Here is a 25868-nt window from a genome sequence, read left to right as displayed (position 1 = left end):
CATATCGTAATATCAACGAAACAGGTGCTCTCCTTTTAAAAAAATCGTCTCATCTCTTAATAAAATAAGATGTGTCCATTTATATTTCAACCTAAACAAAAGAGGATGTCCTTACGACAGCCTCTTTGCATAAGTAAAATAAAAATTGAATTATTGTTGTTGATTTTGTTGTTGTTGTGCTTGCTGAAGCTGTTGTGTAGCCTGTTGTAATTGTTGTTGTACTTGTTGAAATTGCTGTTGCTGTGCTGGCTGAGTACTATTTTGCGCTTGTTGCATTTGCTGCTGTGCTTGTTGTAATTGTTGCTGTGCTTGTTGAATTGCTTGAGGATTGGCCTGTTGCGCCGCTTGTTGAATTGCTTGTTGTGCTTGTTGAATTGCCTGCTGAGCTTGTTGCGCTGCTTGTTGTGCTTGTTCGTTTTGTTGCATAATAAACTCCCCTTTTAACTTGTATTTGTTGTTACTCGTATATGATGCGTAAGTTTGCTCGCAACTATACATGTTTTTTACTTCAAGTATTGTACTTCTCAATACGAAAATACCGCTGAATCATTGTTACAATCAGGTGGAAGATTCCACCTGATAAATAGAACAAATGATTTAACCACTCATTTTCCCATCTTGATTTTCCCTCATCCAATGACGGTGCAGGGAAATGGCATTGATAAACTCTTGTTGGAACGCACTTAAATCTGTTTCGTTCCTTACTGTCACAACCCCCATGTCTGTAAATATTTGCGTTTGCGATCCAAGGTCTGCTAGCAATGTTCGTTGAGCATCAGTTGAAGCTAAAAGATCGACACCTTCATTCGTAGCTCCAATTGGTTTAGCATGGACAAAAGCATCATTGATAAAGTCCTTAGCCTCTTTATGAGTCATTAATAGATCTATAGATCCCTTCCCACCAGGAATATAAAGAGCATCGTACATAATCGCTCCACTAGTAGCATAACTCTTATTCGCTTCAAGTTTCTGACTTTCTACGCTTGTAATCATGCCTAAATTTTTACTAATAAGGTCGGCATGAACTCCGGCTGCAGATAGTCCAGTCATGACTTGTGATACCTCATTAAAGTTAAAGCCATTTTCAATCAGAATGGCAACCTTTCTCGTTTTCGCTTGCTTCACTGTATTTTCTTGACTTACCGCTGGTGAGGAGGCTGTTACTCCAGTTCCTCCTTGATTCGCAGGAGGATTCACACCAATTCCTTCAGCAATTTGAATCGCTAATTGACTATCCACATTATTAAACATTTCAACAACACGCTGTTTGATTTGTTTGTCCTGCACCTTTCCAACTTCAAAATGAAAAGCTTTAATAATGTGTTTCTTTTCGGCTGGTGACATACTATTCCAGAAAAGAGTAGCTTGACGATAATGATCATTAAAGCTACCACTACGTTTCCTAATTTTTTGCCCTTCTACTTTTTCAGCATAATGTGTATATCCATGCTCTTTATCAGATGCTGGTTGGGGAGAGTTATTTCGAAGTGAGTTAGGTGAATAACTCACAGCACCTTTGTCGATCGTCATCCGATGGAAACCATCGCGTTGATTATTATTTACACAAGCAATTGGGCGATTAATTGGAATTTCATGAAAATTCGGCCCTCCTAACCGGAGCAACTGAGTATCCGTATAAGAGAATAACCGTCCTTGTAGTAAGGGATCATTGCTAAAATCAATTCCGGGCACTACATGACCAGGATGAAAAGCTACTTGTTCGGTCTCCGCAAAAAAGTTATCTTGATTTTTGTTTAATGTCATTTTTCCGATAATCTTAACAGGAACCTGTTCTTCTGGCCAAAATTTCGTTGGATCCAGAATATCAAAATCAAAGTTAAACTCTTGATCTTCTTCGATCAATTGGACGCCAAGCTCATATTCAGGGTATTCTCCCATATTGATCGCTTCCCAAAGGTCACGGCGGAGGAAATCAGGATCTTTCCCAGCTAGTTTTTGCGCTTCATCCCAAGTAAGGGAATGCACACCTAGTAAAGGCTTCCAATGAAATTTCACAAAACGCGCCTTCCCTTGTTCATTCACAAATCTAAAAGTATTAACGCCAAACCCTTCCATCATTCGAAAACTTCTTGGAATTCCGCGGTCAGATAACAACCACATGATCATATGAGCAGTTTCAGTGTTACTTACTACGAAATCCCAAAATGTATCGTGAGCGGCAGAAGCTTGTGGAATTTCGTTATGTGGTTCTGGTTTAATGGCATGTACTACATCTGGAAATTTAATTGCATCTTGTATAAAAAATATTGGAATGTTGTTGGCAACTAAATCATAATTTCCATCTTCAGTATAAAATTTCGTTGCAAACCCTCGAACATCACGTACCGTATCTGCCGAACCTCGTGATCCAACAACTGTCGAGAATCGTACAAAAACAGGAGTTTTAACAGATGGGTCTTGTAAAAATGTAGCTTTCGTTATTTCTGCCATCGGTTCATACACTTGAAAGTAGCCATGAGCTCCAAAACCACGTGCGTGAACGACTCGTTCAGGAATACGTTCATGATCAAAATGAGTCATTTTCTCTCGAAAATGAAAGTCTTCCATCAAGGTAGGTCCTCGCTCACCAGCTTTAAGCGAATCATCCGTATTCGAAACGCGTACTCCCTGGTTAGTTGTTAATTTTGTACCTTTGTGATCAACTCGAACGGTTTCTAACTGCTGATCTTTTAGGTTTTCTAAATTAGAAAGCTCATTATTTTGTTGATTATTATCCACTTCTGCTTCCTCCTTTTTATGTATTTCCGTTAACCACTTTACGACTGCCACCCCAGTACTAATCTAAGATCATCAACGGAAATAATGATTGAATCCATCTTTGGTATTGTTTGTAATAGTACCCTTTTTATACATATATTTACCAACAAAAAAATCTTCCTCATTCCACCGTTCGCATTAAAATAAGGTTTTTCTACAAAACTCTTATAATGTTTTTCGATTCAGAAATAATTATTTTCTACATCTTTTCCGTCCTATTTTTCAGCTTTTTTCTGTATAAAAGGATTCTCAAAATGTCGGTTAAGAAAAAGGAGATAAGTCGTGGCAGAGAAAGCAAGAACAAGAAAAAGACCCCAAATTCGCTTCGGGATCAGAAATGTTTATTTTAATGGTACATTAGCGCGATATAATGCCTTCTATTAATCGTTGCAGTCTAAGTAAGGATGTAGTCGTACTTGCCTTTACCTTTAATTATTTTTCTTACACAATCCGTGTACGGCTGTTGAATATATCGTTGTACTGATGACGCTAATGTTTTTTATTTTTTCTTGTTCAATATAAGCTACCTGCTTAACTCCTAGTTAAATTTATTTTAATAGATTTGTTGTAGCAACAAACGGCGCTGTTTTCTCCGTTTATTGACAATGATAATAAGGAAATGTATAGTATAGGTTAGATTATAAGAAGGAGGGTTATTAAAAATGATGCATGCAGGAAGATTACGCCAGCAAACTTTGAACAATAGGTAACTTAATATGTTCAAAGGCTCTGTTTTCATAAAGCAGAGTAAACGGGAGTAGTCTGCACATTTTTAATAACCTTCTACGGGGAAGTATACACTTTTTACGTGAAGAAAGGCAGATATCCATCTGTCTTTTTTTCGTATGTCTTTTTTTGGCTCATACACAGGAAGACTATTGGATATACCTCGTTTACTCTTCACCACAGACAGCAGCCTGTCTGTGGTTTTTTATGATTACACCCCTTTACATCCTATAAAAAAATAAACATTTGGAGGAAATAAACATGAATACTCTCAAACTTAAACAATTAGCAACGAATAAAGGATTGGATATTGTAGAAAACAGTATCAAAATCAATGAGTCTGGAGTTGACTTTCAAGTAGCCTACGCCAAAGATCAACATAACGATAAATGGATCCTAAGAATTCCACGTAGACCAGAGTCAATGAGAAATGCACACCAAGAGAAAAAAGCGTTAGATATCATTCGCTACCATGCAAGCTTTCAAGTTCCGGATTGGTCTATCTTCTCTGAAGATTTAATTGCTTATAAACAACTAGGCGGAACTCCTGCGGCCACGATTGACGTGGAGCAACAGAACTATGTGTGGAGTTTTGATGAATCGAATGTACCATCTGCGTATTATCAGTCATTAGGAAAAGCACTAGCAGATTTACACTCATTACCTCACAAAGAATTCAAACATATTGGGGTTGAAATTGTTCGTGCAAGTGAGTTAAGAGCTTCCATGAAACAGCGCATGGAACGGGTAAACAAACAATACGATATCAATCCAACTTTATGGGATCGATGGCAAGCATGGCTAGCGGAAGATTCTCTTTGGCCTTCCCATGTAGGAGTCACACACGGCGACCTACATCCAGGTCATATCCTCATTAATAACAATCATCAAATCACTGGTTTAATTGACTGGACAGAAGTCGGGATTGCGGATGTGTCTGTCGATTTCATGTCCCATCAGCTCCTTTTTGGGAATGATGGACTATCTAAATTAATCGACGCTTATGACAATGCCGGTGGAAAAACATGGTCAAGAATGGATGAGCATATCGTAGAACTTCTAACAACAAGTGGCATTACTGTAGCTGAGTTTGCTGAAATCTCAGGCCTGCAAGAAATGTATGAAACGGCTGCACATATGCTTGCTAGCGAAATGTAATGAAAGGGACTGATCGTCAAGCTTTCTTGACGATCAGTCGATAAGGAGAAGCTAAATGGCACACGTTTTCCCCACAGAACTCACCTTTTATATTTGGCTTTCTTCAGTACTATTTTGTTCGTTAACGTTTTTATTATTTCCCTATACTATTGTATATAGCTAATGCATCAATAATATTATACTGCTCCGAATATGGATCCCCTTTTGCTCCTGCTGAAATCAGAATATATTCTTGATTACCAACTTTGGCGAGACTCGCAAGACTGAGACCAGCTTCACCGGTATATCCGGTTTTCCCTCCCAAAATTTCCCCTCCGGCAATGGTTGGGTTGCTTAGTTTTTCAAACATTGTGCTATAAAAGGTTATCCCATCGTGTGTATTCGTAGGTTGCGTGGAGTGACGGGGGGCAGTAAAAATTTCACGAAATATATCATTCTCCAGCGCATACTTAAGAAGAGTTGTAAGATCCTCCACTGTTGTATAGTGGTTTTCGTCATGAAGTCCGGTAGTATTAACAAAATGGCTATGACTCATCCCCAGATCTGCTGCCTTTTGATTCATCATCTTTACAAATGACTGTTCTGACCCCGCAATATGATCTGCAAGGCCGATACAAGCCTCTGCACCGCTTGGGAGCATCACTCCGTATAAAAGATCAATAGCCCTTACACTCTCGTTTGGCTGAAAACCGGCCATAGAAGCATTTGCTGTGTACAGTTCGCTAAAAGTGTAATGAGTAAATCTAATTTCTTCCTGCAAATTTGACAAGTTTTCTATTGCAACAATTGCTGTCATTATTTTTGTTAAAGACGCAGGGTATAATTTTTCTGCGCTATTCTTTTCCAGAAAAATGGTAGTATCGTTTAAGCGAGTCAACATTGCATTTGTACTGTGTAAATCATTCGAAGATATAGAAAGAGAAGGATCTTCTACTTTATAATCAGACTGACCATATTCGTGTACTCCTATCCTTAGTATATCTTCTTTGAGTTCCATAAAAAGTATAGTAGATGCGAAAGTTATACATAAGAACAATAGTAATAAAAATTTCCACCACTTCTTCATTTTTAAGTTTCCTCCCTGTTAATCTTTGTTTAAAAGAATAAGGAAAACTTTTAAAAAAAAGAGTAGGGTAAATCTTAAATTTTTCTTAAATCATGTACTTGAATTAATTGAACTGAATTATTCAGTTCAGTTTACATTGGTAAACGAACTTCAAAAATTGTATGTATGACGTTACTTTCGACAGTAATAGATCCATTATGCTGCTCCACTATATGCTTTGCAATGAACAAGCCAAGACCTGTGCTATCATCTTGATAAGTTCGCGCTTTATCTCCAGTATAGAACATATCAAAGAGATGCGGGAGTTCATTCGGAGGTATACTATCTCCATAATTAACAACTTGAACTACCACTTCATCTGCATCAATAAAACCGTTGATATCGACATACTGACCGTCATATCCGTAACGGATTGCATTAGTGATAAGATTTTCAAACACACGTGCTATCAAATCTCCATCCCCCCAAATGGTTAAATGGGTAGTACTATTCATCCGGGCAATCAAATGTTTTTTTTCAAATACAGGATACATTTCTTCCTTTAATTGGTTGAGTAAGTTAGTTAAATCTATTTTCTTTTTTTCGACTGGAAGCATTCTATAGTTCATTCTAGTTATTTCAAATAATTCATCTATAAGCCTTTCTAAACGCTGAGATTTTGTAAATGAAATCGTTAAATAATGTCTAACTTGTTCTTTAGTCAAGCTCTCATTGTTAAGGATTAAATCTAAATAACCCAAAACAGAAGTTAGCGGGGTACGAAGATCATGTGCTAAGTTTACTACTAGAAAATCCTTACTGTTTTCTGAAAAGTCACCTCTGTCTATGGCTTCTTTTAACTTTTTACTTGCGAGATTAATGTCCTTCGTAATATCGTTAAATTCATCGTTTGATTTGATTTCAACCTGATGGTGAAATTCGCCACGAGCAAGGTTGTGAATTCCTTTTGAAATCTCATTGAAATAAGTGGAATAGCGCTTCGTAAGGAGAAAGAAAAAGAATATTGACAGTGGAATAAATATAAGTAAAAAGAAATTAAGGTCTCCAATCTGATTAATAAATAAACGAAAGTTAGTCAATAGATCGCCGTATTGAACCCGAGTATAATAATAATATTGAAGTATTTTAAAGATTAAATACGTTATAGTGCCTGACAGTAACATACTTAAACCAAATAACAACACCATCTTTGAACGAAAACTGCGCATCATTTTAACCATTGAATGTATACCCTACTCCCCATACTGTCTTAATCAATTTGTCATTCCGTTTATCTTCTTCAAGTTTTTTCCGAAGGGTACGTATATGAACCATAACCGTATTACCCCCTTCAAAGTATGCTTCACCCCACACCTTCCTGAAAATATGATCCATACTAAAAACTTTCTTTGGGTGACTCGCTAGTAAATATAAAATATCAAATTCTTTCGCGGTTAGCTCAATGCTTTCACCATATAGACTAACTGTACGTTGATCAGGAGAAATAACTAATCCACCATATTCCAAGTTAGTGTTATTATCTGTTATATGCTGATTAAGCTTCGTATAACGTCGGATCTGAGCATTTACACGAGCAACCAATTCTATTGGGGTAAATGGTTTAGTCATATAATCATCTGCTCCAAGTACCAGTCCCTGTACTTTATCGAAATCAGATGTTTTAGCACTTAAAAATATGATAGGCATATTATGCTGTTCGCGAATGCGACGGATTACTTCATATCCATCCATTTTCGGCATCATAATATCCAAAATCAATAAATCAAAGACGTGTTCCTCAACAACACGAATCGTCTCTTGTCCATCCGATACTTTAATAACATGGTATCCTTCTTTTTCTAAATGAATAGCAATTAGATCAGCGATTTCATCTTCATCATCAGCAATTAATATCGAAATATCCCTCATCTTCCCACTCCTATTTAACTTACATCTATATATCAAGTCCTATTTATATTATTTCCCCCTTTTTCAAAACCTGGACTTATTGGTACATATAAAATAACAATATTCTTCAAACTTTCTTCTTAAACATTAGCACTTCGTTAGTGTAAGTGTAGTTTTTAACATTGTTATCATTAGATTACCTTTTGTCACTAATTTTGCTTTCCCACTTATTCAACTTTTTATTAACTAACTTTTGGAGCTCTTCTTCATCTTCAGATAACTTATAATATATAGCTAAGGCGACCAAAACAACATCGATACATTCTTCTTTTACATCATCAATTCCTAACTGTTTATAGGCACTTCCACTTGCTTTAAGATAAGATAATACAGCTTGAGAAGTTTCACCGACTTCCTCGGTTAACTTCAGTGCCATTTGTTCTAACGTTTTTGGTTCTTTTTCACTAAGTACCTTTATTTCTTTTAGCCATTGCTCCATGATTTCTTCCCTCTTTTATTTTAGAATTAGTGATGTTTTATTACCATTTATGTATATAAGTACCCTCTTATTTTTTTCAGCTTCTTCCATATAGATTGGGTCAATTCCTTTACTAGAACCACAATAAACTGCAATTGTTTTCACAAATACTTCCTCTCAAAAGTACATTCATTACTACCAAATACAACTCTTTATATATTAGCATGATTTCCTACCAAAAAATGCAAAATTACCTACACTGAAAATAAAAAAGAAAACTCCTCTCTTTATTGTAGGAATCTCTCAGTTAGCAATTATTATCTAACTGAGGAAAGTTATCATTTGTCTACATGCTTTTTGTGCTGACCTCTCATGATATTTTGAAGAGTATGGGTCACTGAATCCATGTTGACCATTGAATTTATATATCTTAATATTCTTTTTATCCAAAGTTGAAATTAACTCATCCACATTAAATGACTTTTCCTCTTTTGGAAAGAATAGCATTGTTGGAGACTTGGGTATTATAGCAACATAATCCCTAATACGTGAACCATAGTATCCCACTACCCCATCAACAGATTCGTCCTCACTACATAACCAAGCTATAGTGGCACCAACACTAAATCCGACGACATATATTCTTTTGTATTCATTTTTAACATTTGACAAAACATCTTTTATTCTATGTAATGCATGTTCAAAACCAACGTTTTCCATAAAATGGTTAAAAGCTATCCCCTCTTGAAAATAATTAAAGGAAGTTTCAGGTTCATATAAATTAGGACAAAAAACATCGAAATTTTGTTCTGATAAAAACTCACAAAAATTTTTCATATGTTGATTAACACCATAAATTTCGTGTATGACAATGATTACAGTATTAGACTTTTTATGCGTTAATTTAATCATTTGCACCTCCCGTAAACCTAAGTTTCTTATTAACCCTTAGTTTATCAAGCACCTTTTTCTTTTTATGACGCGATTTTATAAAATTAGTGCTTTTTTAATAAAATTCACCTATATCTAATATTGATAAATAAGCGTATACTTAAAACACTATATTATGGATGTGAGACTATGATAAGTCATCTTAAAATTATTACTTTACTCATTTTGTTAGTAAGTATCACACATTCCGGATATGAACATATTTCTTTAATTATCACACAAGAAAACATAATTTCAGATAAATATACCGAGGATTATCAGCCTCTTGATACTATTATTAGTGGTAAGCATCATACATTATTTCATAATTTGTTTATTGTGATTTTTGTCATTATTAGTATAACTGAATCTATAAATCTTTTGATCAAATTAACAAAGAGGTACATGAATCTTATACCTATTTTCTATCAAAGTAATTATGTGGAAACTCCTCATTTTGATAAAATGCATTAATTTCAAAAGGAGGAATCACAAATGATGTGGATAAGATTTATGATTATAGGCTTTTTTTCTGTAACGGCTCTTTCTATTCTGGTCTATCAAAGTATTGAGTTTTTCAATTCTTTTGTTGAATTTTTCAAACATAAAGACTAACTACCAGCCTGTCGACAAAGTCTCGCTTTTGCAAGACTTTGTCGACAGTTTTTTTTTCTATCAGATAATTGATAAAAATGGACAATGATGTCTAAAAAGTTGGAAGATGAACGGATGCGAATGGAGATGGTCTGGATTGAAAAGCTAGTTCCAGAAGACCATCTTGTTCGTAAGTTAGATCGTTCTTCTGACAAAGGACGTCCAAGTATTGAGCCAGCAAAATGAAGTAGCTCCTCCATTATTTGCTGTTTGTATCTTGATTAGTGCGATCATGTCTTATGATCTTAATCTTGCAATCGGAAAACTTACTCAACCTTTCTACCTTTAAATTGAATGGTCATTCATTTTTTTTCCTATAATGGTAAAAGTCTTTCTGATTTCAAGGAGGTACAAAAATGGATCGAGCACTATATAGGATCCTGGAATGGATTACCCTTTTCGCCTATTTAAATGTAATATGGATCTGCTTTACTTTAGCAGGAGGCATTGTATTAGGCTTATTCCCAGCAACCATTGCAATGTTTTCTATAATAAGGAAGTGGCTTCAAGGTGATTCTGATAAACCTATTCTAGCTACTTTTTGGCACTACTATAAAGATGAGTTTTGGAAAAGTAACCGCTTAGGTTTCCTTATTTACTTTGTTTCTTTGGTAGTAGGATTCAATAGCTTCTTCCTTTATGTGAATCACGATGAACAGCTTAGCTGGGCATTGGGTCCGTTGCTTGCAGGTATATTGCTGTTCTTTGTATTCATGTTCTATATTTTCCCGGTTTATGTCCATTTTGATTTAAATCTATTCCAAATCGTTAAGAGTGCCTTTCAAATCATGCTAATTAGCCCGGTACAAACGCTGTTTATCATTGTCAGCTTAGGTGCATTTTATTTAATCATAACAGTCATTCCAGCAGTAGGAGTGATCTTCGGTGCTAGCTTCTATAGCCTTATCACCTTATTGTTTGCTCTAAATGCTTTTCAAAAGATCCAAGAAAAACAAAACTTACGATGAAGGATATTTCCTCTGATTAGACTATCCTTTTACAGCACTAGAGGAAATACCTTCAACGATTTTGTTACTAAAGAACAGAAATGCAATGAGAACAGGAAGAATACTAATAACGAGGGTTGCCCCAATTGCTCCCCAGTCAGTCATATATTGCCCTACAAAGGTTTGAATCCCTACTGTCAGCGTTCGATACCGATCAGAACTGATAAATGTATTAACAAATACAAATTCATTCCAGTTATAAATCATGTTAATAATCGCTGTTGTAGAAAGCACTGGCGTAGAAATCGGTAGAAGAATGCTAAAAAATAACCGATGAAGAGAGGCACCATCAATAATCGCCGCTTCTTCAATTGCCGTAGGTATCGTGTAATAAAAACCTAGAAGAATCATCATTGTGATTGGCAAATTATAAGCAGTATAGGTCAAAACGATCGCCCATGGATTATCAATTAAATTGACACTTAGATACATGCTAAAAAGTGGAATTAACGATGAATGAATCGGAATCATTAATCCGACCATAAACAAGCCTAAAACAAGCTTATTCAGCTTCCATCTCATTCGAGTGATTACAAAAACTGCCATACTTCCAAATAGAAGAGTAATCACGATTGATACGCCTGTGATCCAGATGCTGTTGAAGAAATAATTGCCGATCCCTGCTTGCCACACGCTCAAATAATTTTCCCATTTAATTTGCTGTGGTAATGCAAATGGTGATTCAGCAAATATTTCACGATTGTCTTTTAAAGAGAAAAGGAACAACCAGACAAGTGGGAAAATTTGAAAAATGGCAACAATACCTAAACTGACATACAACAAAAAGTATCCTATACGTCCCATGTTATATCCTCCCGTTAATACTGAATTTCTTCCTTAGTAGCCGTGAGCTTACGTATAATGATTGTGACAAGTAACGTTATAACGAGTAGCATGAAACCTACAGCGCTTCCGTAGCCAAAGTTGTTTGTACCAAATGCAAGCTTGTACATATAGGAAGCCATTACTTCACTAGCTCCATTCGGCCCTCCACCTGTCATAACATAAATTAAATCAAAATACTTAAGTGAGCCAACAATAGCGAGGACAACGGTTACTTTTACGACACTCATTATTAATGGCAGTTTGATGCGATAGGCAATTTGAAAAGGTGTGGCCCCGTCGATTTTTGCAGCTTCCATCATGGATTCAGGAATGCCTTTTAATGCAGCATAGTAAATAAGGATGTAAAACCCTGCATACTGCCATAAAATCGGTACAAAAATGGAATAAAGCACGATGTTAGGGTCTGCAAGCCATAACGGTAGATTTTGAACGCCTAATGATCTAAGTAAAATGTTGAGCATCCCGTTAGATGGATTGTAGATTTTAATCCACAGCTGGGCGATTGCTACTGAAGATAAAAGCATAGGTATTAAATAAATTTTTCTTAGAAGATTAGCTCCCTTTATTTTGGAAGCTAAAATCATTGAAATAGTCAAATAAATGACGAGGCTGAGAGTTGAGAAGATTGCTAATAAAAATGAATTTCGTGCACTTCCCCAAAATCGACTATCCTGTAACACGTTCATATAATTATCCAATCCAATAAACTGCATAGCTCCAATCCCATCCCATCTCATTAACCCATAATAAGCTGATAATACTAAGGGAATGAAGATTAGAATACTTACTAAAAACAAAGCAGGGAAAATATACAAAAATATAAACCATTTATTGGACATCACTTTGTTCATCGTACTTAACCCCCCATTTAAAAGAATGGAAAAGGACAATCTAATGAAAGATTCGTCCTTTTCATGTATTTACAGAACGTAATTGCTATTCAGCTGAAAGGGCTTGTTCATGTTGTTGGGCAAAATCTTCTGGCGTAATTTGCTGACCAAACAATGCTTGTATCAATTCTAAATGCGTTTCCGCTACCGTTGAACTCATTTGTACATCAGCATAAAGAGTCAGATTGCTTGCGTTGTTAAGATCTTCTAGAACATCAACATACATATCTGGAAGGTCTAATGCATCGCCATCAACAATCGTTGCCGGAAGGACACCTGCCTCTGCTACGGCTTTTTCTCCCCACTGCTCTACAAAATAAGCTGAAAATTGTTTTGCTTCTTCCTGAACATCAGAGTTTTCGCTGACAAACAATCCAACACCAGGGCCGCCCACAAAGCTGTTCGTGTCACCTTGTCCGTCAACTGTTGGAAATTTAAAGTAATCGATATTATCTCTAAATTCTTGTGGAATGCTTTCGTTCGTTGTAAAGTTAGGTAGATCCCAAGTTGCAATCATGTACATTGCTGTAAGTTCGTTCATGAACATACTTTTTGCTTCCTCATCAGCAAGGCCGTTGAATCCACTTGTAAACGCATCATTCTCGACCATTTCTTGTACTTTTGCAGCAGCTTCTACTAAAGCAGGGTCTTCGAATGAACCCGTCCTGTTGATGGCGTTTGTGAGTACATCAGCTCCACCAATTCTGTCAGCAAAATACATATACCACATAGATCCAGTCCAACTGTCTCTGTTCCCTAAAGCGATTGGGTCCTCATTATTCTCTTTTAATGTATTAATGACTTGTTCAAACTCCTCATACGTTTCCGGAGCCTCAAGATTATACTTGTCAAAAATTGCTTTATTATAGAAGACATAAACAGTATTTAACTCTAAAGGTAGACCGTATGTCTCGCCTTCTTTTTCGTAAGCCTCAAGTGTTCCAGCGACAAACTTCTCTCTTAATCCATCATCTAAAATATCGTCTAGTGGCGTGAATTTATTTCCAGCAACGAACGGATCAAGGTAACCTGCTGCCCAGGTCATTCCAACATCAGGAAGTTGATCAGCAGAAGATAACACCACGATCTGATCCTTATACTGCTCATTGCTTAAAACTTGTAGGTCAATCGTTATACCTTCATTTTCTGCTTCAAAATTTGCAATGATTTCATTAACAATTCGGTGATGTTCCGCTGAACTCCCCGGTGGCCATAAGTGCATGAACTCAATGACCGTTTCTTCACCATCAATAGTGGCATCTCCTGCCCCCTCATCTTGTACACCACCACAACCTGTTATCAAAAGGGCACCTGTGATTATCACAAAAATAATTATACACACTCTCTTCATAAACATAATTACCTCCTTAAATTTTTGAAATGGTTATGTATTCCTGCCTCAACAGAAGTAAAAGGAAGCTCGTTTATATTGGGTGAATGTCCAATATTGGAGTCGCTTTATTTTAGTATGAGCGAAGAGCGATGTTACAATGCATTATTCTTACTAAATAAAAATCAAAACCACCAGTCTGAACTGGTGGCCTACTCTGCGGCTAAAAGCCTTTATTACCGTAGCTTAAAATTGATCTTGCCTACTTATTTTGTAAGTAGCTTTCAACTATAGTTGTAACATGCTTTGAGTCTTTCGAACGTATGAAGAAATGATCTCCGTCTAAATGAGTCGATAGATCTTCTATCCCCTGTGCTTTTATAAAATCAGTTAGATAATCAATGCGATCTGATTGTGGCGATAGTATTTTTTTTCCCACAAATTTATTATTCACGAAAACATCATAGGATTCATGTGCATTATTTAATAAAAACGGATCATCTTCACTATTTAGTACTCGCGGAAAAGCGGTTTGATTGTAAGTTTCCATTTTCTCACTCCTCTTTTATGCTAGGTTAACTATAGTTTTCCAACGAACCCCTCGATTATGTGTCAAATCGTAAAATAAGCTTACTGTGAAGGAACACTGTTTGTTAGAGATGATAAACCTCTAATTTCTTGTTCCACTTGTTCTATCCCACCTTTACAACTGAACCGGGCGTCAGCGGGGCATTCTAAGCCTCTTTAGGAGAGCCTAGTGTTATCGAAAAAAATTTGCTAATACCTGTACTTTAGCATAGAATATATTTACATTTAGTTTGTTTTCACCATAGCATCATATTTACAGCTATCATTTTCGACTTGAAATGGTTGATGAATCATATTTTCTATTTACGATAGCAGAATCTGATATTGATTTACTCATACGTTTATCTGTTAAGATTCTTCACAACGATTGATGTTTGCACTTACATGACGTTGTCAGATCGAAGGCCAGAGTCACAATAACATTGGAAAGGGGTGAGGCAAATGGCGATTTCCTTGGGTGTTCGACTCGGCACATTCCATGCAAAGTCTGATGAAAAGCAGACAGGAACGTTTGCATGGAATAAGTGAATTAGGTGAATTCTATTCGCCGTATCATGCTGGTTTTCATAGAACTTTTGCACCTTTAAAGCATCATATTTTTTAAGGGGAGCGAGTGCTATGAAAAACAATGATAAATTGAAGATATATAAAAAGGGGTATGATTATAGTTATACAATTGGCACATATCCTACCATCGAACTTCTAAAAGCCAGACCACATTCAGTAAGAGAATTGATTATTCACTCTAAACTCGAGGATTTATCGGTTATCGAGTCTATGTGTGATAATAAAATCTCGATCACTTATAATGACAAGGTCTTTAGTCGATTAGGGGTTAATGACAAGTGCTTGGTTTTAGGCGTGTTCCAAAAATATGGGATGCAGCTAAATAAAAGCCGGCCGCATATTGTACTTGTAAACCCATCTGACAAAGGGAACATTGGAACAATTATCCGTACTGTTTTAGGCTTTGGGTATAGAGACATAGCGATCATCACACCTGCGGCTGATATATGGGATCCGAAAACCATAAGGGCAAGTATGGGCGCATTTTTTAAGATGAATATAACGTGCTTTAATAATTTTCATGACTATAAAATGGCATATAACATACATCAGTTATTTCCATTTATGCTAGGTGGTAAACGAAGCCTAAGTTATGAAAGTTGCCCTGAAAGCTCATTGTTTTCTCTGATCTTTGGAAATGAAGCTACAGGACTTAGTGATAATTTTTTATCTGTGGGGGAAGTAATAAAAATTCCTCAGACAAACGATGTCGATTCACTAAATTTAGCTGTAGCAAGTGCCATTGCAGCCTATACCTTTGCACAAAAAAATTTGCTTATTGATTAAAAAAGACAAACCCGACAAATGCCATTCAGTATTTGTTGGGTTTTTGCAAAGTTAAATTTAATATTGGCCTGATGGCTTGAGTAAGAGGCGCAGATAGAATGGTGTAATCATGTTTACCTACTTTTCCTCAGATCAAAACCCCTTATTTACTTAGCATTATTTACTGCACTTAGATACAATTCTAATGAACTATCCACTTCTTTTGTGATTAACTTAATAAATTCATTATATTGTTTTTCTGTGTGGGCTTTATCTAATGCTTCATAATAAGCTAGACGATTTTCTACTTTAATAACAATTGGTGGAAAGCCTTCTTTCATGAGCTCCAAATTTAATAACAAACGTGAGGTCCGACCGTTTCCATCAATAAATGGGTGTATCCTTACAAAAATAGCATGCAACATAGCCCCACGAGCCACTGGATGTATTTTTGTTGTTTCGGGTTGCTCATACCAACCCATCAACTGCTCCATCTCTTCTTTAATAAGGAAAGGAGCTGGCGGTATATGCTTTGCACCAGAGATAAAAACTTGCTGGTCTCGATATACGCCTGCATACTCATCATCAATACCTTTTAGTACAAGTCGATGTAAGTTTTTAATTTGCCACTCCGATAAGGGTTCGTCCATTTGTACAATATCTTCTATAAAGTGAATAGCATCACGGTGATTTAGTACTTCCAAGTGTTCACGCAGAGTTTTGCCACCAACTGTAATACCTCCTAGGACCACCTTCGTTTCATTAATTGTTAAAGTATTTCCTTCAATTGCATTTGAATGATAAGTCCATTCGAGTAATAACTTTTCACGTAAACTTTTGACTGTATATTTAGGTAACGGACGCTTGGCATCTAGAAGAGCTTTTTTTTGATCAATTTGCTCAAACATTGGCTTCACCTCTTTAATCTTGCACCTATTTCATTTAGAATTCTATTGTTTCTCTGAATATACCTGCTAAACCGACTTTAATCAAATAGATGCACAAGCAAACAGTAAATTCATTAAATTTCATATACCACTTTAAACAATTGAATTTGATAGCACTTTCAAATTTTTTTCAGCTCTAATACCGAGACGCACTCAACATGCGTCGACTGTGGAAACATATCCACAGGCTGTACCTCCTTCGTTTCATATCCACCCTCTTCTAATATCTTCAAGTCCCGCGCTAACGTGGCTGGGTTACAGGATACATAGACGACACGGTCTGGTTTCATTGATAAAATCGTTTCAAGTAATGCTTGGTCACAGCCTTTACGTGGGGGATCGACGACAATGACCTCAGGTCGAATACCTTGGGCGTACCACCATGGCATGACTTTTTCAGCTTCTCCAACAGCAAAATCAACATTTTCGATTCCATTTAACGAAGCGTTTCGTTTCGCATCAGCGATAGCATCAGGTACGATTTCGACTCCGTAGACATGCTTTGCTTGTTGTGCTAGGAAGAGGGAGATCGTCCCGATTCCACAGTATGCATCAATGACGATTTCGTCACCTGTTAGATTAGCATATTCTAGCGCTTTATCGTATAAGACTTTCGTTTGCTCTGGGTTCACTTGGAAGAAGGATCTTGCCGAGATGGCAAATTTGATGTCCCCGATATAATCATAAATGTATTCTTCTCCCCATAGTACGTTTGTTTCATCACCAAAAATGACATTCGTTCGCTTTATGTTAATGTTTTGGACGATTGACTTTACATTTGGGAGCTTTTTCGTTATCGCATCGAGTAATTTTTGCTTATGTGGCAGCTCTTTCCCTCTTGTCACAAGGATGACCATAAGCTCGTCCGTCTCATATCCTTTACGTGTAACGACATGACGTAATGTCCCGCGATGCTTTTTTTCATCGTAGGCGCGAATACCATATTCGTTCGCCAGCCTCTTAATGAGATGGACGGCATCATCACTTTCTTCTGCTTGTATCAGGCATTTATCGGTATCAATGATCGTATGGCTGCGCTCTTGATAGAAGCCACCAATGACAAGTCCTCCTTCTTCTCCAATTGGAACTTGTGCTTTATTTCGATAACGCCATGGCTCAGACATCCCAATCGTTGGGTGGACTGGAACACTCCTCAAGCCCCCTATACGCTCCAACACATCTTTCACTTGCTTTTGCTTAAATAAAAGCTGTCCATCATAGCTCATATGCTGCATTTGACAGCCACCGCAACGTTCGTAAATCGTACATGGTGGTTCCACACGATGAGGACTTTCCTCTTCAATATTCATGACTCTTGCAAAGCCATAGCCTTTGTTTACCTTAACAACTTTTATATCGACCTCTTCACCTGGTAAGGCTTTCGGTACAAAAAGGGTATAGCCATTCACCTTCGCTACACCCGCACCTTCGTGAGTCAAATCCTGAATCGTCACACGTAGTTGATCGTTTTTCTTTACTGGAGGTGCTTGCTTGTTCATCGTTATCCGTCCTTTGCTTTTTCCTATAACGTATTGTAGCACATCTCCACTTTTTTCAGTAATTCGACATCTTTTAGCTACATACGACATTTTTCTCATTTTCTATTGGCTTATAATTCGACATTAGTTATAATCTACTAGACTTTTAAAAATAAACAAGAAGAGGTGAAACGTTTGAAGCAGACATTAACGACTAAAATTAACGTATTAGTTTTAAGCATTATACTCATTCTATCAACTATTATCGGTGGTGTGATTTACGTTAGTGTGACTAACGGTATTAAAGACTTCGCCATTGAGAAGGCGCGTGGTGACCTTCAACTTTCCTATCGGTACATCGATACAAAATATCCTGGCGAATGGGAGATCCGTGATGGTCAATTATACAAAGGAGATATATCATTAGAAGAAAACTTTGAAATTGTTGATGAAATCGGCGATGATACCGGTGATACTGTCACTATTTTCAGAGAGGATACTCGTGTTTCAACAAATGTCGTGGTTGATGGAGAGCGAGCAATCGGGACCAAAGTATCTGATGAGGTTGCACAAGTTGTTTTAGAACAAGGTGAGTATTATTTCGGTGAAGCGAACGTTGTTGGTCAAACGTATCAAACAGCCTATATGCCTCTTTACAATAGTCAAAATGAGCCTATTGGTATTTATTACGTAGGTGCTTCCCAAGAAACTATTCATGTGATTTTAACTGAGATATTGATTAAATTTATCATTGTACTCGTAATCGTAGTATTGCTTGCAATTACGTGTACGATGTTATTTACTCGACGATTAAAGTCACGTCTTTCCCATTTATCTACTTCATTAGAGGCAGCAGGCAATGGTGATTTTACATCAACTGTTACCGATGAAACTGGGGATGAGTTAACATCCTTAGCTACGAGCTTCAATAAGATGACAGCCAACTTAAAAGACATGATGGAGGAAGTCAAACAAACATCAGAGCACCTTGCTACATCATCAGAACAATTAACGGCAAGTGCTGCACAAACGAGTACAGCCACTGAAACCATTACAGAATCTATTCAGCATGTAGCAAGCGGGGCTGAATCCTCTACCGCTTCAATGGAAGAAGGCGTTAATACGTTGACAGAAGTCAACAAAGGTGTTCAGAACATAGCTGAAAATGCATCTCACATTTCGGAGGCGACGCTCGTGGCAAGTAAGAAAGCCAAGTCGGGTGAAAGCTATGTGAAAGAAACGGTACGTCAAATGGAGAAAATTAGTGAGTCCGTTGCAGAAAGTGGTCACGTCATTCAAATGTTAGACAAGCGTTCAAAGGAAATTGGTGAGATTACACAAGTTATTTCTGACATATCAGAACAAACGAACTTGCTTGCGTTAAATGCAGCAATTGAAGCCGCTCGTGCTGGTGAACATGGGAAAGGATTTGCAGTAGTCGCTGACGAAGTGCGTAAATTAGCGGAACAATCCCAGCAATCTACATCCGAAATTACATCATTGATCTCAACGATTCAAAAGGATATGGAGCAATCCACTCAATCCATTGATCATGTGTTCAATGATGTTCAAGGTGGTATGAAAATTACGCAAGAAACAGAAGGAAGCTTTAAAGAAATACTTGAACAACTTGAAAAGGTTGCTGGACAAGTCGATAATATGGCTGCGACTGCAGAAGAGATTTCAGCCAGTTCCGACGAGGTAACCAGTACTATTTCAACTGTTGCAGATAAGGCTGAGGATGCGGCATCCCATACACAAAATGTCGCAGCGTCAGCGGAAGAACAGCTTGCTTCAATGGAAGAAGTCTCTTCCTCTGCACAAGCCCTTTCTTTACTAGCTGATGATTTACAAGCATTAGTCAAGAAATTTAAAGTAGATTAATCATTACATCAAACAATAGGACGGCGTGTCAATAACCAATGACACACCGTCCTATTTTACATGCAACAGGTTACTTATACTTAGGCAACCAATCACCATGTGCTTCAATCAAATCATCACACAGTGCGATGATATCATCCATTGATAGTTCTGAATTTGTATGAGGATCAAGCATAGCTGCTTGGTAAATATGCTCCTTCTTCAATGTCATAGCTGCTTCAATCGTCAATAGTTGAGTATTAATATTCGTACGATTAAGTGCTGCAAGTTGTTCAGGTAAAGCACCGACATAGCATGGCATCACACCGCTACGATCAACAATACAAGGAACCTCAACACAAGCATTCGTTGGCAAGTTCGAAATGAGTCCACCTTCATTTAAGACATTACCACCAAATTTAAATGGCTTATTCGTCTCCATCGCTTCAATAATACGCGAGCCATACTCATGTGAACGTTCATGTGTGAGCTGTGTATTGTTAACCATATCTTCACGCATTTCTTCCCAGCCTTTAATTTGATTAATACAACGACGTGGATATTCATCCAATGGGATGTTAAAGCGATCAATTAATTCCGGGTAACGGCTCTTAATAAAATAAGGATGATATTCAGCATTATGCTCAGACGATTCTGTCACATAGTAACCGAACTTATCCATAAGTTCGAAGCGAACCATGTCACCATGCTTTTCTTTTTGCTTTTCCTTTGCTCGTCTTTTTATTTCTGGATACAGATTCTTACCATCCTTTTTTACTTCGAGCAACCATGCCATATGGTTAATCCCTGCAATTTTTTGTTCGATTCCGTCGTGTTCCATTTCTAATGCTTTGAAAAGATGATCAGTACAAATTTGTACACTATGACATAATCCAACTGTTTTAATATTTGTATAACGAAGCATCGTTCCTGTCAGCGCAGCCATTGGATTTGTATAATTAAGGAACAACGCATCTGGACAGACTTCCTCCATATCCTTTGCAAAGTCTAATAGTACCGGAATGGTTCGTAATGAACGGAAGAGTCCACCGATTCCAATCGTATCTGCAATCGTTTGTCGCAACCCGTACTTTTTGGGGATTTCAAAATCAATAACAGTACTCGGTTCATACCCACCAATTTGCACAGCATTAATCACATATTTCGCATTTCTTAATGCTTCCTTACGATTCGAATACGCTTTCACTTTAATGGATGGGTTATATTTGTTTGCTAGATTCAATAGCATCGTCTCTGAATCTTTTAATCTCGTTTCATCAATATCATGAAGGGCAAATTCAAAGCCATTTAACGCATCAACAAACATGCAATCCCCTAATACATTCTTCGCAAATACCGTACTCCCTGCCCCGATAAACGTAATCTTCGCCATAAATAGTCCTCCTCGGTTTCGTTTAGTAAATAAATATTTTTATTAACTAAAAGATAACTTAGTGAGTATTCCATGTCAATCTTTTTTAAGAAAAGATAACAACTTTTTATTTTCATGATGGAAAGAGAAATAACAACCACCTCTTCTGTCTATCGGAGAGACAACGAAGCACAAAAAAATAAAAGGAATCCTCATTCCTCTAAATCGGGGGAAACTCGCTGCCTGAGAAGTAAAAGGAATCCTCATTCCACTATTGAGCAAATTGAGACCAAAAGGGGCCATAAAAGCCTAAATAGAGGAATGAGGGAACCATAACGACATGCAAACGTAAAATAGAGGAATGAGGAATCGCATACAGCATGTGTCCTATACACCCCAGCTATGTCCATCTCTACACGTCCATTGGAAAGCCTTAAGGAAAACTGTTCGACTATCTTTTTCTTTATTCAGACGTATTGATCCGTTATAAAGGGGTTCAGTGTCTATGGAAATTGGCATCTCTCATAAATACGTGTAACGAGCGCATTCGCGTACTTCCACCTTGATTAAACGTTTAAACTTAATTCTTTTCTTCTCTTTCAAAAAAGCTCTCGCCAATTGACGAGAGCTTTACCTTGCCCAGACTTATCGGTATTCTTTCGCACTTTCTCTTATGACTAAGTTCGTTGGCAGCACCGCCTTAATCGGAATCGTTCGTCCATTTAACTGATCTAAAATAAGCTTAACAGCCGTTCGTCCCATTTCCTCTGTGTAGACTTTTACGGTTGTAATCGCTGGTTGAGTGAAAGCGGCCATTTCAACATCGTTAAAGCTAACAATACTTATATCACTAGGCACCTTCATCCCTGCTTCATGTGCAGCGCGTATGGCTCCAATAGCCATCGCATCACTAGCAACAAATAAAGCACTTGGCCGTTGTTCATTTCGAATTAATTGCTTCATGCATTCATAGCCATCGCTAACAAGAAAACGCGAGGAAAGAAAGATATACTCCTCCTTCAGTAACCCTTTTTCCTGCAAAATAGATTCAAACGCTCTCTGACGCAAGTCTTTTATTTCTTCTTCTCCTGTTTGGTGCATCCCCCCGATAAAACCAATTTTCGTATGCCCTAACATTAGTAAGTGTTCAATCGCTTGCTCGGTTGCCTTTTCGTAATCAAGAACAACATTATCATACTTTGGATTTTCCGTTGAATCGTTCACCAATACAACCGGACTCACCTTGTCCACTTTCGTTTCATCTTCTAACGCTCCAATGACAATTAATCCATCTAAATCCTCATAATTTTCACGCTTGTCCCGCCAATCATGCTTTAACTTTCTAAGAGTAATACCTCTTTCACTACACTCTTGCTCAATGCCTTTACGAATGGATAAGAAGTATGTATCTTCCCATTCGTATTCAGGTGCATACCACATTTCCAAACCAAAAATACGATTTATCGCTACCGACTCTTGATTTCTCTCCGTCTGTCTCTTTCGGACGGGCACGTAATTTAACTCGTTCGCAATACTAATAATTCGCTCTCGCGTTTCGTCTGTTACCGAAAGACTTTTGTCATGATTAAGTACTCTTGATACAGTCGCCGTTGATACATTTGCTTTCTCGGCAATTTCTTTAATTGTTGCCACGTTCATCCCCTCACTATCCACTACAGTGACGCCTCTTCATCGCGCCTAATCACTATTTGAATTGTAGCATGAACGACCGTAATAAGAAAATGGACACAGCCATTATAGATGACGAAGGAAGTATTCACCCTTGCCTAGCATGAAAAAGAAAAAGCCCTAAGGATTAAAAAGGCCTTAGGACCGTGAATCATTCCTGTTAGATTCGACTTACGAACGCTTCTCTGGCATAAGCATTTTGAAGTGCTGATATAAATTGACAAATTCAGCTGGAAGCGCTCCGCCATGCTCGCCGTCTAGGTTTAGCTGCATGTCACCCTCCACCTCGACCTTTATCCGATTGGCATGAACGTACATCACCTTCGGATGGTTAATATGTTCCCCGCGCATTGCTAACGTAACTAAGTGGAGAAATTCAGGGAAGGATAATTTTTTGACGATAATAAAATCAAACATCCCATCTTGTAATGACGCTTCAGGGGCGAGTTTTTCAAAACCACCTACCGAATTTGTATTCGATACAAGGAACATCATAATTTCACCTTCAAATAATTTACCATCATACTCAATGCGTACATGCTGTGGGGCAATTTGCGGCAGCTTCTCTATTCCTTTTAAGTAGTATGCTAGCTGACCAACCGCCGTCTTCAGCTTACTTGGCACCTCATATGTCAGCTCCGTTAACGTTCCACCCGCTGCAATATTAATAAAAAAGCGATCATCAATTTGACCAATGTCGATCGGTTCAACGTGCTTTCCACAAAGAACATCACATGCTTTTTCCACATCTCTTGGAATGTGTAGCGCACGCGCAAAATCATTTGTTGTCCCTGCTGGAATTAAGCCTAATGTTGGCCTTTCTTCTAAGTTCGCTAAACCATTCACAACTTCAAATATTGTCCCATCCCCACCTGCTGCAATAACGAGATCATATCCATTTTCCCCAGCCTTACGTGCCGCCTTCGCTGCACAGCCTTCACCTGTTGTCGCATGAGCCGATGTTTCATAGCCTGATTTTTCTAATCGCTCTAAAATATACGCTAAATTCTTTCTGATTTGTTCACGGCCTGATGTCGGATTATAAATCAATCGAGCTCGTTTCATCGTAGATCCCCTACTTTTTCTTTAAAATCACCAATTTTTGTCATGTTCTTAACATATTGTACCTTACATCTAATCTATAAGCAATGAACGTGGCTGAGATAATCTAATTCTCGAAATCTATAAATGTATGTGTTTTATGAACGGGAGAGATTATTATTTCCTCACTTAGATACTCTTTCTGGTGGTACCCTATCGACTTCCCCTTTGATTCTCTTCCAAAACTACATCACCCCTCCACCTGATTTACTTTCATAACGAATTTCCTCCCAAACCTGCACCTATTCCCTATAACAAAGCAGATCCTCACCTGCTCCTTGAGCAAATGAGGATCTTTTATCACTCTTAACGCTTTTTCACTTCTTCAAGTAGTAGCTTGTTGACCATTTGTGGATTCGCTTTTCCTTTTGATGCTTTCATCACTTGACCAACAAGGGAACCGATCGCTTTTTCTTTCCCATTTTTGTAATCATCGATAATTTTCGGATTTTGGTCGAGTACTTCTGTCACCATCTTCAGAAGCTCACCTTCGTCAGAAATTTGCACAAGTCCTTTTTCTTTAACGATCTGTTCAGCATTGCCACCGTTTTCTATTAATTCCTTGAACACCTTTTTGGCAATTTTAGAAGAGATTGTTCCTTTTTCAATGAGCTGTATCATGCCAGCTAAGCCTTCTGGTGTTAAAGCAACATCCTTTAACTCTTTCTGCTCTGCATTCAAATAGCCTAAAACTTCACCCATGAGCCAGTTCGATGCTTGCTTAGCACTTGCTCCTTGCTCAACTGTGCTTTCAAAGAAATCAGACATTTCCTTCGTTAATGTTAGGACAGCTGCATCGTATGCCGGTAATCCTAACTCATCGACATAGCGACGCTTTCGTGCATCTGGTAATTCTGGAATATCCGCACGAATGCGCTCCTTCCACTCATCATCAATATAGAGAGCAACTAGGTCAGGCTCAGGGAAATATCGATAATCATCTGATCCTTCCTTCACACGCATTAAAAGAGTTTTGTTTGCCGCTTCGTCATAGCGACGTGTTTCTTGTTCAATTACCCCTCCAGAAAGGAGTACCTGCTCTTGACGTTTCTCTTCATATTCTAATCCTTTGCGAACGAAGTTAAAAGAGTTTAAATTCTTTAGCTCTGTTTTTGTTCCGAATTTCTCTTGATCGATTGGACGAAGGGAAATATTCGCATCACAACGTAGAGAACCTTCCTCCATTTTACAATCAGAAACACCTGTATATTGTACGATTGCCTTCAACTTCTCCAAGTAGGCATACGCCTCATTCGGTGTACGAATGTCTGGCTCTGATACGATCTCAATTAACGGCGTCCCTTGACGGTTGTAGTCAACTAACGAATAGCCGTTTGGCGAATGCGTTAACTTTCCTGCATCTTCCTCAAGGTGAAGACGTGTAATCCCAATACGCTTCTTATAGCCATCCACTTCAATTTCAATCCAGCCGTTTTCTCCGATTGGCTGATCAAATTGCGAAATTTGATACGCCTTTGGATTATCTGGATAGAAATAATTCTTTCGATCAAACTTCGTGTCAGTCGCGACCTCACAATTAAGCGCCATCGCTGCCTTCATAGCAAATTCAACCGCCGAACGGTTTAAAACAGGCAAGACCCCAGGGTATCCTAGATCAATCACACTCGTGTTTGCATTCGGCTCTGATCCGAAGTGATTGGGACTTGCTGAGAAAATTTTCGAATCTGTTTCTAGCTCTACGTGGACCTCAAGTCCAATAATCGTTTCAAATTGACTCATCGACCTCA

Annotated in this window: 22 protein-coding genes; 5 read left to right on the top strand and 17 right to left on the bottom strand. The window is 37.8% G+C overall.

The features are described 5' to 3' along the window. Nucleotides 1–150: 150 nt before the first annotated feature. Both JCM9152_RS04145 and JCM9152_RS04140 read right to left on the bottom strand, forming a co-directional pair. On the bottom strand, nucleotides 151–498 hold the full coding sequence (locus tag JCM9152_RS04145; protein WP_175576988.1) for a hypothetical protein: 348 nt from the start codon (nucleotides 496–498) through the stop codon (nucleotides 151–153). 99 nt (nucleotides 499–597) lie between these two features. Next, nucleotides 598–2739, bottom strand: coding sequence for a catalase (locus JCM9152_RS04140; RefSeq protein WP_035341296.1), 2142 nt, complete (start codon nucleotides 2737–2739; stop codon nucleotides 598–600). Between the two features lie 1026 nt (nucleotides 2740–3765). On the opposite strand from JCM9152_RS04140, the gene JCM9152_RS04135 reads away from it, so the two are divergent. After that, complete coding sequence (locus JCM9152_RS04135) at nucleotides 3766–4662, top strand: macrolide 2'-phosphotransferase (protein ID WP_035341294.1); 897 nt, start codon at nucleotides 3766–3768, stop codon at nucleotides 4660–4662. A gap of 133 nt (nucleotides 4663–4795) precedes the next feature. On the opposite strand, the gene JCM9152_RS04130 is transcribed toward JCM9152_RS04135, so the two are convergent. The 5 genes from JCM9152_RS04130 to JCM9152_RS04110 form a co-directional block, all read right to left on the bottom strand. Further along, nucleotides 4796–5728 carry a D-alanyl-D-alanine carboxypeptidase family protein gene (locus JCM9152_RS04130; RefSeq protein WP_035341292.1) on the bottom strand — a complete coding sequence of 311 codons (933 nt, stop codon included), beginning with the start codon at nucleotides 5726–5728 and terminating at the stop codon, nucleotides 4796–4798. Between the two features lie 131 nt (nucleotides 5729–5859). Further along, a complete protein-coding gene (locus JCM9152_RS04125) occupies nucleotides 5860–6948 on the bottom strand; it encodes a sensor histidine kinase (RefSeq protein WP_035341290.1) in 1089 nt (362 codons plus the stop codon). After that, nucleotides 6941–7636, bottom strand: coding sequence for a vancomycin resistance response regulator transcription factor, VanR-F/VanR-M family (vanR, locus tag JCM9152_RS04120; RefSeq protein WP_035341288.1), 696 nt, complete (start codon nucleotides 7634–7636; stop codon nucleotides 6941–6943). The genes JCM9152_RS04125 and vanR overlap by 8 nt, the downstream gene beginning before the upstream one ends. Before the next feature lie 175 nt (nucleotides 7637–7811). After that, nucleotides 7812–8114: a MazG-like family protein gene (locus tag JCM9152_RS04115; RefSeq protein ID WP_035341286.1), complete on the bottom strand. Its 303-nt coding sequence runs from the start codon at nucleotides 8112–8114 to the stop codon at nucleotides 7812–7814. A gap of 300 nt (nucleotides 8115–8414) precedes the next feature. Beyond that, a complete protein-coding gene (locus JCM9152_RS04110) occupies nucleotides 8415–9005 on the bottom strand; it encodes a dienelactone hydrolase family protein (RefSeq protein ID WP_035341284.1) in 591 nt (196 codons plus the stop codon). Between the two features lie 720 nt (nucleotides 9006–9725). Here JCM9152_RS04110 and JCM9152_RS22560 point away from each other — a divergent pair. Beyond that, entirely contained in the window at nucleotides 9726–9863 is a 138-nt protein-coding gene (locus tag JCM9152_RS22560; protein ID WP_162232045.1) for a hypothetical protein, read from the top strand. Nucleotides 9864–10033: 170 nt separating this feature from the next. Then, nucleotides 10034–10645 (top strand): YesL family protein, encoded by a 612-nt coding sequence (locus JCM9152_RS04100; RefSeq protein WP_035341279.1) that lies wholly within the window; start codon nucleotides 10034–10036, stop codon nucleotides 10643–10645. 21 nt (nucleotides 10646–10666) lie between these two features. Here JCM9152_RS04100 and JCM9152_RS04095 read toward each other — a convergent pair whose 3' ends face one another. The 4 genes from JCM9152_RS04095 to JCM9152_RS04080 all read right to left on the bottom strand — a co-directional run bounded on the left by JCM9152_RS04095 (nucleotide 10667) and on the right by JCM9152_RS04080 (nucleotide 14300). Continuing rightward, the gene (locus JCM9152_RS04095; protein WP_035341277.1) at nucleotides 10667–11488 is read right to left on the bottom strand and encodes a carbohydrate ABC transporter permease; all 822 of its coding nucleotides are present in this window, start codon (nucleotides 11486–11488) and stop codon (nucleotides 10667–10669) included. 14 nt (nucleotides 11489–11502) lie between these two features. Next, nucleotides 11503–12381 (bottom strand): carbohydrate ABC transporter permease, encoded by an 879-nt coding sequence (locus JCM9152_RS04090; protein WP_035341274.1) that lies wholly within the window; start codon nucleotides 12379–12381, stop codon nucleotides 11503–11505. Nucleotides 12382–12466: 85 nt separating this feature from the next. Then, nucleotides 12467–13777, bottom strand: a complete 1311-nt coding sequence (locus JCM9152_RS04085) for an extracellular solute-binding protein (RefSeq protein ID WP_035341271.1) — start codon at nucleotides 13775–13777, stop codon at nucleotides 12467–12469. Between the two features lie 235 nt (nucleotides 13778–14012). After that, nucleotides 14013–14300, bottom strand: a complete 288-nt coding sequence (locus JCM9152_RS04080; protein WP_035341268.1) for a hypothetical protein — start codon at nucleotides 14298–14300, stop codon at nucleotides 14013–14015. Between the two features lie 656 nt (nucleotides 14301–14956). Between JCM9152_RS04080 and JCM9152_RS04075 the strand changes: the two genes are divergently transcribed. Then, nucleotides 14957–15691: a TrmH family RNA methyltransferase gene (locus tag JCM9152_RS04075; RefSeq protein WP_035341265.1), complete on the top strand. Its 735-nt coding sequence runs from the start codon at nucleotides 14957–14959 to the stop codon at nucleotides 15689–15691. Between the two features lie 146 nt (nucleotides 15692–15837). Here the strand turns inward: JCM9152_RS04075 and JCM9152_RS04070 are convergent, their stop codons facing one another. Both JCM9152_RS04070 and rlmD read right to left on the bottom strand, forming a co-directional pair. Beyond that, nucleotides 15838–16578, bottom strand: coding sequence for a Fic family protein (locus JCM9152_RS04070; RefSeq protein ID WP_035341263.1), 741 nt, complete (start codon nucleotides 16576–16578; stop codon nucleotides 15838–15840). Between the two features lie 158 nt (nucleotides 16579–16736). Then, nucleotides 16737–18116 (bottom strand): 23S rRNA (uracil(1939)-C(5))-methyltransferase RlmD, encoded by a 1380-nt coding sequence (rlmD, locus tag JCM9152_RS04065; protein ID WP_035341260.1) that lies wholly within the window; start codon nucleotides 18114–18116, stop codon nucleotides 16737–16739. 165 nt (nucleotides 18117–18281) lie between these two features. Here rlmD and JCM9152_RS04060 point away from each other — a divergent pair, with 165 nt between their 5' ends. Beyond that, complete coding sequence (locus JCM9152_RS04060; protein WP_052015546.1) at nucleotides 18282–19979, top strand: methyl-accepting chemotaxis protein; 1698 nt, start codon at nucleotides 18282–18284, stop codon at nucleotides 19977–19979. Between the two features lie 70 nt (nucleotides 19980–20049). Here the strand turns inward: JCM9152_RS04060 and JCM9152_RS04055 are convergent, their stop codons facing one another. The 4 genes from JCM9152_RS04055 to gatB all read right to left on the bottom strand — a co-directional run bounded on the left by JCM9152_RS04055 (nucleotide 20050) and on the right by gatB (nucleotide 25860). Then, nucleotides 20050–21351 carry an alpha-glucosidase/alpha-galactosidase gene (locus JCM9152_RS04055; RefSeq protein WP_035341256.1) on the bottom strand — a complete coding sequence of 434 codons (1302 nt, stop codon included), beginning with the start codon at nucleotides 21349–21351 and terminating at the stop codon, nucleotides 20050–20052. Between the two features lie 624 nt (nucleotides 21352–21975). Next, nucleotides 21976–22983, bottom strand: coding sequence for a LacI family DNA-binding transcriptional regulator (locus JCM9152_RS04050; protein WP_035341459.1), 1008 nt, complete (start codon nucleotides 22981–22983; stop codon nucleotides 21976–21978). A gap of 207 nt (nucleotides 22984–23190) precedes the next feature. Next, nucleotides 23191–24084, bottom strand: coding sequence for a diacylglycerol kinase (locus JCM9152_RS04045; protein WP_035341254.1), 894 nt, complete (start codon nucleotides 24082–24084; stop codon nucleotides 23191–23193). A 342-nt stretch (nucleotides 24085–24426) separates the two neighbouring features. Continuing rightward, complete coding sequence (gene gatB, locus JCM9152_RS04040) at nucleotides 24427–25860, bottom strand: Asp-tRNA(Asn)/Glu-tRNA(Gln) amidotransferase subunit GatB (RefSeq protein ID WP_035341251.1); 1434 nt, start codon at nucleotides 25858–25860, stop codon at nucleotides 24427–24429. Between the last annotated feature and the right edge of the window lie 8 nt (nucleotides 25861–25868).

This window comes from Halalkalibacter hemicellulosilyticusJCM 9152 (assembly GCF_000513115.1).
GTDB classification, from domain to species: domain Bacteria; phylum Bacillota; class Bacilli; order Bacillales; family Bacillaceae_D; genus Halalkalibacter; species Halalkalibacter hemicellulosilyticus.
This window is presented reverse-complemented; position numbering and strand designations above follow the sequence as displayed.